This window comes from Zobellella denitrificans, assembly GCF_002237365.1.
GTDB lineage: Bacteria > Pseudomonadota > Gammaproteobacteria > Enterobacterales > Aeromonadaceae > Oceanimonas > Oceanimonas denitrificans.
Map to the genome: position 1 here is coordinate 1 of NZ_NMUO01000181.1, position 1,456 is coordinate 1,456.

Consider the following 1,456-nt stretch of genomic DNA (forward strand, 5'->3'; position numbering starts at 1 on the left):
CGCTCGGCGGTGGCATCGGCCAGCTCGAACGCCTGCTCCACCTTCAGCTGGGGCAGGCCCTCGATTTCCAGCACCCGGCCGGAGAATTCGTTGATCTTGCCTTCCTTGGCCACGGTCAGCAGGCCCTGCTTGATGCCGTAGTAGGGAATGGCGTGCACCAGGTCGCGCAGGGTGATGCCGGGCTGCATCTCGCCCTTGAAGCGCACCAGCACCGACTCGGGCATGTCCAGCGGCATCACCCCGGTGGCGGCGGCGAAGGCCACCAGGCCGGAGCCCGCCGGGAAGGAGATGCCGATGGGGAAACGGGTGTGGGAGTCACCGCCGGTGCCCACGGTGTCGGGCAGCAGCATGCGGTTCAGCCAGGAGTGGATGACGCCGTCGCCCGGGCGCAGGGACACGCCGCCCCGGTTCATGATGAAGTCGGGCAGGGTGTGGTGGGTGACCACGTCCACCGGCTTGGGATAGGCGGCGGTGTGGCAGAACGACTGCATGGTCAGGTCGGCGGAGAAGCCGAGGCAGGCCAGGTCCTTCAGTTCGTCCCGGGTCATGGGGCCGGTGGTGTCCTGGGAGCCGACGGTGGTCATCTTGGGCTCGCAGTACTGGCCGGGACGCACGCCCGCCACGCCGCAGGCCTTGCCCACCATCTTCTGGGCCAGGGTGTAGCCCTTGCCGGAGTCGGCCACGTCGGCCGGGCGCTTGAATACCTCGGAGTGGCCCAGGCCCAGTTCGGCGCGGGCCTTGTCGGTCAGGCCGCGGCCGATGATCAGCGGGATGCGGCCGCCGGCGCGCACTTCGTCGAGCAGCACCTCGGTCTTGAGTTTGAACTCGGCCAGCACCTCGTCGCTGCCGTGGCGGCAAACTTTGCCCTCATAGGGGTAGATGTCGATGACGTCGCCGGTGTTCAGTTTGGTCACGTCGCACTCGATGGGCAGGGCGCCGGCATCTTCCATGGTGTTGAAGAAGATGGGGGCGATCTTGCCGCCGATGCACACGCCGCCGGCGCGCTTGTTGGGCACGAAGGGGATGTCGTCACCCATGTGCCAGAGCACGGAGTTGGTGGCGGACTTGCGGCTGGAGCCGGTGCCGACCACGTCGCCCACGTAGGCCAGGGGGAAGCCTTTTTCCTTGAGCGCGTTGATGGCGGTGATCGGGCCGACCACGCCGTCTTCGTCGGGGGCGATGCCGGGACGGGCGTTCTTCAGCATGGCCAGGGCATGCAGCGGGATGTCGGGACGGGACCAGGCGTCCTGGGCCGGGGACAGGTCATCGGTGTTGGTTTCACCGGGCACCTTGAACACGGTCAGGGTGATCTTGTCGGCCAGGGCGGGACGGCCCAGGAACCACTCGGCGTCGGCCCAGGACTGCAGCACCTGCTGGGCATGGACGTTGCCGGCCTTGGCCTTGTCGGCCACGTCGTGGAAGGCATCGAACATCAGCAGGGTGTGGGACAGGGCCT

1 protein-coding gene is annotated in these 1,456 nt (G+C 67.8%); it reads right to left on the minus strand.

Going from position 1 to position 1,456, the window contains the following annotated elements; genetic code table 11:
* Positions 1 to 1,456 (minus strand): bifunctional aconitate hydratase 2/2-methylisocitrate dehydratase (locus CGX12_RS19185; protein ID WP_094041454.1); only part of this gene is annotated, 1,456 nt, incomplete at both ends.